1 protein-coding gene is annotated in these 1589 nt (G+C 54.6%); it reads right to left on the reverse strand.

The annotated features are described in order from the left end of the window. Positions 1–1589, reverse strand: a 1589-nt coding sequence (locus tag HMPREF3145_RS11770) for a YPDG domain-containing protein (RefSeq protein ID WP_210384133.1), incomplete at both ends; no start/stop codon positions are given.

The raw sequence follows: 1589 nt of genomic DNA on the forward strand, positions 1-1589 counted from the left end.
ACCGTAGTTCGGGACGTTCTTCGCAGCGTCAGAGTTCGGGTCAACAATCTTGACGTCGATCTCGCCGACCTTGTTGCCATCCTTGTCCTTGACGACAACCTTGCCATCCTGCGGCTCAGTACCCTCAGGCACCGTCACCTTGATCTCGCCAGTGTTCGGATCAACCTTAACCTTGGCGTCCTCGATCGGGTTGTCGTCCTTATCCAGGACATCACCAGTCATACCGTCAGTTGGGTTCTTGACCTTGTCATCCAAAGTCTTCGGCTTGTTATCAGCCGGAACCACGTCAGTATTGTTGCCTGGGACGATGGACGGAGCAGGCTCGGTGATCTTGATGTCGATCTCGCCGACCTTGTTGCCATCCTTGTCCTTGACGACAACCTTGCCATCCTGCGGCTCAGTACCCTCAGGCACCGTCACCTTGATCTCGCCAGTGTTCGGATCAACCTTAACCTTGGCGTCCTCGATCGGGTTGTCGTCCTTATCCAGGACATCACCAGTCATACCGTCAGTTGGGTTCTTGACCTTGTCATCCAAAGTCTTCGGCTTGTTATCAGCCGGAACCTCATCGGTCTTTTCACCTGGAACGATGGACGGAGCCGGGGTCTTATCCTCAGGCTTGGAGTTCGGGTCCTTCGGATCCGTGCCCGCCTTCTTCTCATCCTCATCAGAGACACCATCGTTGTCATCGTCATCATCGTTGACATCCGGGATGCCGTCACCATCGGTATCACGCTGAACCGTGATCACCTTCTTATCCTCGGCAACCTTCTTGCCGTCCTTATCAGTGATGGTGACCGTGACAGTTACGTCACGCTCTTCCTCATCCGTACCGTCTTCGTTCTTGCCCCAGTCAGTGATCTTCTCCGGGGTACCCGTGACCTTACCGGTGTTCTCATCAGCAGTCAGACCATCCGGCAGACCATCAACAGTGACCTTGCCGCCTTCCGGAACATCCTTCGCCGTGTCAAACGGATCAGTCTCCTGACCCTCAACAACAGTCTTCGGATCGGTAACTACCGTCGCCGGGATGGAATTCTTGTCCTTCGGATCCGAACCCTTGTTCTTCTCATCCTCATCGGAAACACCATCGTTGTCGTCGTCGGTATCTCCCTCGACGTCGTTGCCATCCTTATCGGTGTAACCACCATCAAAGTCCGGCTTACCATCACCATCAGTATCCAGATAGAACGGCGCGGTCACCTCATCAGAGGAACCATCCTTGTAGGTCACCGTGACCGGAACCTCAAACTTCTCAACAGTGTCCTTATTAACACCATCAACAGTCACGGTGACGACACCGGTGTTCTCATCAATGTCGACCTTGTAGCCAGCAGGAGCCTGGAAGTCCTCCGGGATCGTAAACGTCGCACCCTCAGGAGTCTTAACCTCGTTGTCGTCCTTGTCGGTGAAGGTCGGAGTGGACTTCGTTTCCTTGCCCGGAACAACAAGCTCGTTGTCGTACTTCGGCTCGACCGTGTCAGCAACAGGCTTCTCAGCAACCTTAAACGTTGCTGGAGCGTGGAAAATCGTGCGCGGACGAGTGACCTGGTTGCCCGCGTCATCCTTGACCGGATCACCGTTCTCGT

Source organism: Corynebacterium sp. HMSC05C01 (assembly GCF_001807155.1).
Lineage (GTDB): Bacteria > Actinomycetota > Actinomycetes > Mycobacteriales > Mycobacteriaceae > Corynebacterium > Corynebacterium coyleae.